Genomic DNA, 7,577 nt, shown 5'->3' with positions numbered 1-7,577 from the left:
CTTTTATATATTCGGTCTAAAATTAAATTTTGAGGTGGTTTAATGAAACTTAGTTCATTCTCCCCAATCCCTGAAAGCGATGATGAACTGCATTTACCTGAATTGGTTTATTGGGCATCTTTAGGTGAGTTGGCAGAAGTTGAAAAAAGTCTTGCCAGCGGTACAGATGTGAATTCTACTGATGATGAAGGCTATAGCGCGCTTCAAGCTGCTGCTGAAAATGGTTATCTAGATGTGGTGAAACTACTGGTTGAAAAAGGCGCAAATGTTCAGTACAAAGGTGAATATACTGCATTACAACTGGCTGAAATGGCGGAACAATTAGAAATTGCCTCCTATTTAAAAAGTCTGTAATTTTAGAAAGTGAATACAAGGGCTTGATGAATTTCAGGCTTTTTTATTTTATAAAGCTTTTAATTAGATTGATTGGATTTAGCTTCGCTCAAGACTAGTGATTGGATATTTACTGGGACACATAAGCTGATCACGGAATAGCTAGGAGTATTGCATTTGTTGGTAGCTTCATTGACCCAAATCCTGCCCATATTTTCCAAATCAAATTATATAGTTTTACGCGAGTTTAAGGAAAGATGTTCAGCTTCAATGCAGATGATATATCACAGTATGTTTTGGCTACATGACTAAAGCATCCAGTAATTTCGAGTGTTTTGTGATGGCGGTTAACCAATTAATATTGATTGATGCACCTAGAATAATGAAAAAACCATCGTTTTTTAATGCGCGTGTGCTAAGTCCGTATCCGAGGTGGTCTTGCATAGCTTCTTTCTTTATTTGACAGTGTAGATTTCGCTGTGCTCAATACTGTGCAATCTACAAAATAGGAGGCTGAATTTACGCATTATGTTCTACAGCTATGTTTGAGGTTCTTAATAATACTTTTGAGTTGTGTAAATTACTTTAAAAAATATCTATACGTAGGTTTTTACAAAGTTGAATGACGATGATGTTTTTATTTAATTGGCCCTTATAGCGAACTGAAAGTATGCGTTGAGTCTATTAAAATAGGATGGGATGATTTATTTTTTCTTAATTGATAAAAATCTGTGTAAAGCATGATGTTGTGTTATTCAGGTTGCGTAAAATAATATGCTCAAAATTTGTAGGTTTTTTGAATTTTTTATGCTATAAAAAATAAAACGGCACAAAAATTGCTTGTAATGCGTGCTTTAGAAAAGTTGTATAAAAGAGTAGGGATCTATGAAGTTATCTGTTGGATTGAAAGTTGCGAACTCTTTGTCGCTAACCCCCCAATTACAACAAGCTATTCGATTGCTTCAATTGTCGAGCCTTGAACTTGAACAAGAAATTCAGATCCAACTCGATAGCAACCCGCTTTTAGAAAAAGTAGAAGAACAATCTTCAATGGAAAGCTTATCTAGTGTACAAGAGCAAGAAGTAGATAAGAAAGACTTAACCAATGAACTGAATGCTGACCATTTACCTGATGATTTACCTGTCGATACAGATTGGGATGATGTTTATACACATCAGCCGACAAGTCTCGGTGCGGCAGAATTTGAAGAGCGTGAAGATAACCGCCAAGGGCATTTGGGTTTAAAAGAGCATATGCTCGAGCAAATTAATCTTTTGCATTTTTCGCAAGTGGATCAGTTGATTGCTTATTGCATTATTGACTCATTAGATGATAAAGGATTTTTAGATAGCGATATTTCAGAAATTACGACTTCAGTTCAGCACCTTTTAGAAAGTATGGACTATGACGATGAAGTGGAAGATGATGAAGTCGTTGTCGTGCTCAAACATATTCAGCGTTTAGATCCATTGGGTGTTGGTTCTCGTAATTTGGCTGAGTGTTTAATGGTGCAGTTAGAAGCCTTGCCTGTACAAACTGTTTGTCGAAATGATGCCATGATTTTACTGAAAAATTATGAGCTGTTAATTACCAATGAGTTGGCTAAACTGATTAAACAAACAGGGCTGAATCAAGAGCAATTAAAATGTGCAGTGGATTTATTAAAAACTTTAAAAGCACATCCAGGATTGGAATTTGAAGATAAAGACTCGGATTATCAAATTCCTGATGTCGTGGTCATGAAGAAAAATGAGCAATGGCAAGTGGCATTGAATCCAGACATTATGCCTAAACTGCGTATTAACTCTTTTTATGCCAATATGATTAAACGTGCTGATCAAAGTGATGATAATCAGTACTTACGTAATCAGATGTTGGATGCGAAAAACTTTATTAAAAGTGTCGACGAACGGCATAAGACCTTGTTGAAAGTGGCGACGTGTATCATTGAACATCAACGCGCATTTTTAGAAATTGGTGCTGAAGGCATGAAGCCTTTGGTCCTTCGCGATATTGCCGAAGAGGTAGAATTACACGAATCGACCGTTTCTCGCGTAACTACAAATAAATATATGCTGACGCCACGCGGCTTGTTCGAGTTGAAATATTTCTTTTCAAGTCATGTCGGTACAACTTCAGGTGGCGAAGCATCTTCAACTGCAATTCGCGCCAAGATTAAAAAATTGATTGCTGAAGAGAATGCTCGTAAACCTTTGTCTGACAATGCAATTGCCAATCTTTTAAAAGATGATGGGATTGATGTTGCTCGTCGGACGGTGGCAAAGTATCGTGAATCGTTACATATTCCGTCATCTTCTGAACGAAAAGTCTTGATCTAAAATTTAAAATCTGACTATTCTAGAGGTTCATTATGACAACATAATGAACCTCTTTTTTCTTTAAGGAATGGCTAAAATGATTTGATGTTTCTATACGCACTGGTTGTTTTGCAGTCATTAAATCGTCTTGGCTTTTCCTCATTAATCCTAATGAAGGTGAGGGATAGATATATGCAAATAACAATTCGTGGACACCATTTAAGCATTACCCCAGCTATTGAAGATACTATTCGCTGCAAGTTTGCAGAAATGACCAAGCATATTGATCAAGTGAACAGTATGCAGGTAAAATTGACCAAAGATCATCAGGTCGATAAACATACTAAAAAAGGCAGTAGCAATCATATTGCAGAAGCAATTATCCGTTTACCGGGCATTGAATTTTTTGCTCAGGCTTCAGCAGATGATATGTATACGTCGATTAAAAAATTATCAGAAAAACTCAAAAGACAGCTCGATAAGCATCGTAAAATGCAGCAAGTTTACCAACCTATTGCCATTTAGTTTGATTTTTAAGCAAAAAGAGGTTTTTTTGAACCTCTTTTTTTATATATAAAGTGTATGGGTCTAATGCTTTATTTTTCAGATTTATAGTAAAATGGCAGGTTTTTACACCGTTGGTCCTATAAGAGGTCTTTGTGATGAATAGTGAACAGCTCACTGAAATTTTAAAAGCTGCTTTTCCTGAAGCTGAGGTTGCAGTTAGTGGGCAAGGCGGAAAGTTTGACTTACGTATTGTCGATGATCAATTCGAAGGCAAGCGTCCTGTTGCGCGTCAGCAAGCTGTTTATGCACCATTAAATTCTTATATCGCAAGTGGCGAAGTGCATGCGGTGACTATTCGTGCAATGACTAAAGAAGAATGGCGTAAAGCAAGCTTATTCGGAGCTTAATACTAGATGGATAAATTTTTAATTCAAGGTGGCACTAAGCTCGAAGGTGAAGTCCGTATTTCGGGTGCTAAAAATGCTGCTTTGCCTTTGCTTGCAGCAATGATTTTGCCTGAAACTCCAACCAAGCTTACCAATGTGCCACATTTAAAAGATGTGAATACTTTAGTGCAGTTGATTGGTGGTTTAGGGATTACCATGACCTATGAAGGGGATACGGTCACTGCAGATACTTCAACATTGGACAATCAGTTTGCACCGTATGAGTTGGTGAAAACCATGCGTGCATCTATTTTAGTGCTTGGTCCGTTGGTGGCGCGCTATGGTAGTGCAAAAGTATCTTTGCCGGGGGGCTGTGCGATTGGCTCGCGTCCAGTCGATCAACACTTAAAAGCTTTAGAAGCTTTAGGTGCAGAAATTGAAGTTGAAGCGGGTTATGTACACGCTAAAGTCGATGGACGTCTGAAAGGTGGCGAAGTCGTTTTTGATATGGTGACCGTAGGTGGTACCGAAAATATCTTAATGGCTGCGGCATTGGCAGATGGTGTAACTACGATTCGCAATGCGGCACGTGAACCTGAAATTACTGACCTTGCGAAAATGTTGATCGCGATGGGTGCAAAAATTGAAGGTTTAGACACTGATACCTTAGTGGTAACAGGCGTTGAAAAACTACATGGCTGTGAATACGCTGTAGTTGCTGACCGGATTGAAACGGGTTCGTATTTGGCTGCTGCGGCCATTACAGGTGGTCGTGTAAAAACTACACATACTGATCCAACGTTGATGGAATCTGTTTTAGAAAAGTTTGAAGAAATGGGCGCAGAAGTGACCCGTGGTGATGATTGGATCGAACTGGATATGATGGGTAAACGCCCGAAAGCAGTGAGTTTCCAAACGCTTCCACATCCTGACTTCCCAACCGATATGCAAGCACAGATTATGGCAGTCAATGCCATTGGCCGTGGTTTTGCCACCATTTCAGAAACGATTTTTGAAAACCGTTTTATGCATGTACCTGAATTGTCACGTATGGGTGCAAATATTCAGGTCGAGGGTAATGATGCTGTCGTGACGGGTGTAGAGAAACTTTCTGCAGCACCTGTGATGGCAACAGATTTACGCGCTTCTTTCTCGCTGGTGTTGGCGGCACTTGCTGCTGATGGTGAGACGCTGATTGATCGTATCTATCATATTGATCGCGGTTATGAAGATGTCGAAGCGAAATTACAAGGTATAGGCGCCCAAATTAAGCGAGTAAGTTCATGAGCGATATGAGAAACGATGATCCAAATTTTGACGTAATGGGCAATTTTGATCATGGTTTAACATTGGCATTGAGTAAAGGTCGTATTTTAAAAGAAACCCTGCCTTTACTTGAAACGGCTGGAATTAACTTACTGGAAGATCCTGATAAATCACGTAAGTTAATTTTCCCCACCACCCATAAACAAGTCCGTATTTTAATTTTACGTGCTTCTGACGTACCTACCTATGTGGAAAATGGTGCGGCTGATATCGGTGTTGCGGGCAAAGACGTGCTTATGGAACATGGCGCGCAAAACGTTTATGAACCACTCGATCTAAAAATTGCAGTATGTAAACTGATGACCGCAGGTAAAGTTGGCATGGAGCGTCCTAAAGGGCGTTTAAAAATTGCCACCAAATATGTAAATTTAACCCGTCAGTACTATGCAAGCTTAGGTGAGCAAGTCGATGTGATTAAGTTATATGGTTCAATGGAACTTGCGCCATTGGTGGGTTTAGGTGATTACATTGTTGACGTGGTTGATACGGGGAATACTTTACGTGCCAATGGTTTAGAACCTTTGGAAGAAATTTGTAAAGTCTCTTCACGTTTGATCGTGAACAAGGCAAGTTTCAAGCGTAAGCAAGCATTGTTAAATCCAATTCTTGCACAGTTAGAAACAGCTGTGGCTGAGCGTGAAGCATTAAAGAATAAGTAAGTTGATCTTTTGTGTTTAAAGAAACCGCTATCTATGATGGCGGTTTTTTTGTGCGTACTCATTTTTAATATTTTTATTGGATTGAAATACAATAGGATTGAATTTGAACCAGTTGATTTAAAGCATCAAAGTTATAGACATCACAAGCAGAAATTCGGGATGTCTGCTTGGCATCATGGAATTGCGCTTCACCTTGAATAATTACATGATGAGCTACTTGATGAACCGCTTGGATTTGGAACTCATGCGATATGCGCTTAAAATAATTTTCAATAGAGTGGCAATGTTTTAGAACTTGGTCGATGCCTGAGAGCTGTCGCTCGTCGATGATTTCCCATACAATATTTTGTGAAAAATACGGCTGAACTTGGCTGAATTGCCCGATGGAAAAGCTTTGGGCTATATCTGTAATCGTCATTAACGTTCACCTATTCTTTTAATTCTTAAAATCATTCTAGTTCAAAAATAAGATTTCTACTTATTTGCCGATGCGCTTAAAAGTAATTTTTCATTAAACTCTATCTTAAGCTGCAGGATTGTTGCCCACAAAATACAGGAAACAAGGTAAACTAAAGCTTCCGTTTATTTTCATTGTGGATAAATTGATGCGACGTTTATCGACTCAAGATCAGAACTTTAAACAAGTCTTTGCTGATTTGTTGGCTTTTGAAACCGTGAGTGACCCAGAACTTTTAAAAACCGTAGATCAAATCATTGCTGATGTCCGTCAGCATGGTAATGCTCATGTTCTTAAACTCACTCAACAGTTCGATCGACATCCCGCGCATCAATTCTCAGATTTAGAGCTGACCCAAGAACAATTAAAAACCGCTTTTGATGGTTTGAGTAGCGAAGTTCGCGAAGCTTTAGAGCTTGCAGCAAATCGTATTCGTGAGTTTCACCAAGCACAGAAGCAAGAAGGCTGGACTTATGTGGATGCCTTGGGCAATACGCTCGGACAAAAGGTCACACCACTCGACCGTGTCGGGATTTATGTACCGGGCGGTTTGGCATCTTATCCGTCGTCAGTATTGATGAATGCTGTACCTGCACATGTCGCAGGTGTACCTGAAATTATTATGGTTGTACCTGCACCAAACGGCGAGTTGAATCCGCTGGTGTTGGCTGCCGCTTATTTAGCTGGTGTGCATCGTGTCTTCACTATTGGTGGGGCACAAGCAGTTGCAGCATTAGCTTATGGTACAGAAACGATTCCATCGGTGGATAAAATTACAGGGCCGGGCAACCGTTTTGTGGCTGCAGCGAAGCGTGCAGTATTTGGTCAGGTCGGTATCGACATGATTGCAGGGCCGTCTGAAATTTTAGTCTATGCTGAAGGCGTGAATAATGCAGAATGGTTGGCGATGGATTTATTGTCTCAAGCTGAGCACGATACTGTGGCGCAAGCTGTATTTATCACGCCAGATGCACAGTTGTTAAATGACGTAGAACAAGCGATTGAAGCACATTTACAAGCTTTACCTAAAGCGGAGATTGCACGTACTTCGATCGCCAACCGTGGTGCATTGGTGCTTGTGAAAGACCGTGCCGAAGCTGTTGAACTGATTAATCAAGTGGCGCCTGAGCATTTAGAGCTTTGCCTAGACGAAGCGCAGGAAATGGCCGAAGATATTCGCCATGCAGGCGCAATCTTCATGGGGCGTTATACCCCAGAAGCGATTGGTGACTATTGTGCAGGGCCAAACCACGTTTTGCCAACTTCAGGTACAGCACGCTTTTCCTCGCCGCTGGGTGTCTATGATTTCCAAAAGCGTTCAAGTTTGATTATGTGCTCTGAGCAAGGTGTGAAAACTTTGGCGAAAACTGCGGATATCTTAGCGCAACAAGAAAACTTAGATGCGCATGCGCGTTCAGCACGTTATCGTTATCAATAATATAAATTTAGATCCCTCATTTGTTCAGTAATGAATGTTCCTCTCCCTATGGGAGAGGTTAGGAGAGGGGAAAATATTTAATTCAGTTTGGGACATCATAAACCTTTCCCAAATCCTCTCCTAGAAGGAAAGGGCTTACAGAAAAGTAAGTT

The 7,577-nt window shown here is 40.0% G+C and carries 8 protein-coding genes; 7 read left to right on the top strand and 1 reads right to left on the bottom strand.

Annotated features, from left to right (window positions below):
• Positions 1 to 42 precede the first annotated feature (42 nt).
• The 6 genes from GBI16_RS08605 (at position 43) to hisG (ending at position 5,530) form a co-directional block, all read left to right on the top strand.
• Positions 43 to 354 carry an ankyrin repeat domain-containing protein gene (locus tag GBI16_RS08605; protein WP_086210789.1) on the top strand — a complete coding sequence of 104 codons (312 nt, stop codon included), beginning with the start codon at positions 43 to 45 and terminating at the stop codon, positions 352 to 354.
• 864 nt (positions 355 to 1,218) lie between these two features.
• Positions 1,219 to 2,673, top strand: coding sequence for an RNA polymerase factor sigma-54 (locus tag GBI16_RS08600; protein ID WP_086210788.1), 1,455 nt, complete (start codon positions 1,219 to 1,221; stop codon positions 2,671 to 2,673).
• 171 nt (positions 2,674 to 2,844) lie between these two features.
• Entirely contained in the window at positions 2,845 to 3,177 is a 333-nt protein-coding gene (hpf, locus tag GBI16_RS08595) for a ribosome hibernation-promoting factor, HPF/YfiA family (RefSeq protein ID WP_004695021.1), read from the top strand.
• A gap of 137 nt (positions 3,178 to 3,314) precedes the next feature.
• The gene (gene ibaG / locus GBI16_RS08590; protein WP_004695019.1) at positions 3,315 to 3,566 is read left to right on the top strand and encodes a BolA family iron metabolism protein IbaG; all 252 of its coding nucleotides are present in this window, start codon (positions 3,315 to 3,317) and stop codon (positions 3,564 to 3,566) included.
• A gap of 6 nt (positions 3,567 to 3,572) precedes the next feature.
• On the top strand, positions 3,573 to 4,832 hold the full coding sequence (gene murA / locus GBI16_RS08585; protein ID WP_086210787.1) for a UDP-N-acetylglucosamine 1-carboxyvinyltransferase: 1,260 nt from the start codon (positions 3,573 to 3,575) through the stop codon (positions 4,830 to 4,832).
• Positions 4,829 to 5,530: an ATP phosphoribosyltransferase gene (gene hisG / locus GBI16_RS08580; protein ID WP_004984172.1), complete on the top strand. Its 702-nt coding sequence runs from the start codon at positions 4,829 to 4,831 to the stop codon at positions 5,528 to 5,530. The genes murA and hisG overlap by 4 nt, the downstream gene beginning before the upstream one ends.
• Positions 5,531 to 5,603: 73 nt before the next feature.
• Here hisG and GBI16_RS08575 read toward each other — a convergent pair whose 3' ends face one another.
• The gene (locus GBI16_RS08575; protein ID WP_086210786.1) at positions 5,604 to 5,948 is read right to left on the bottom strand and encodes a hypothetical protein; all 345 of its coding nucleotides are present in this window, start codon (positions 5,946 to 5,948) and stop codon (positions 5,604 to 5,606) included.
• Between the two features lie 175 nt (positions 5,949 to 6,123).
• Between GBI16_RS08575 and hisD the strand changes: the two genes are divergently transcribed.
• Entirely contained in the window at positions 6,124 to 7,425 is a 1,302-nt protein-coding gene (hisD, locus tag GBI16_RS08570) for a histidinol dehydrogenase (RefSeq protein WP_162900311.1), read from the top strand.
• Positions 7,426 to 7,577 lie beyond the last annotated feature (152 nt).

The sequence above is a fragment of the Acinetobacter sp. TUM15064 genome (assembly GCF_008980265.1).
GTDB lineage: Bacteria > Pseudomonadota > Gammaproteobacteria > Pseudomonadales > Moraxellaceae > Acinetobacter.
Note: the sequence above shows the minus strand (reverse complement) of the source record. Positions and strands in the feature narration are given on the sequence as shown.

What these genes read in the sequence shown, in the direction of transcription:
- GBI16_RS08605 (WP_086210789.1), top strand. Translation starts at nt 43, where the DNA reads ATGAAACTTAGTTCATTCTCCCCAATCCCTGAAAGCGATGATGAACTG.
- GBI16_RS08600 (WP_086210788.1), top strand. Translation starts at nt 1,219, where the DNA reads ATGAAGTTATCTGTTGGATTGAAAGTTGCGAACTCTTTGTCGCTAACC.
- hpf (WP_004695021.1), top strand. Translation starts at nt 2,845, where the DNA reads ATGCAAATAACAATTCGTGGACACCATTTAAGCATTACCCCAGCTATT.
- ibaG (WP_004695019.1), top strand. Translation starts at nt 3,315, where the DNA reads ATGAATAGTGAACAGCTCACTGAAATTTTAAAAGCTGCTTTTCCTGAA.
- murA (WP_086210787.1), top strand. Translation starts at nt 3,573, where the DNA reads ATGGATAAATTTTTAATTCAAGGTGGCACTAAGCTCGAAGGTGAAGTC.
- hisG (WP_004984172.1), top strand. Translation starts at nt 4,829, where the DNA reads ATGAGCGATATGAGAAACGATGATCCAAATTTTGACGTAATGGGCAAT.
- GBI16_RS08575 (WP_086210786.1), bottom strand. Translation starts at nt 5,948, where the DNA reads ATGACGATTACAGATATAGCCCAAAGCTTTTCCATCGGGCAATTCAGC.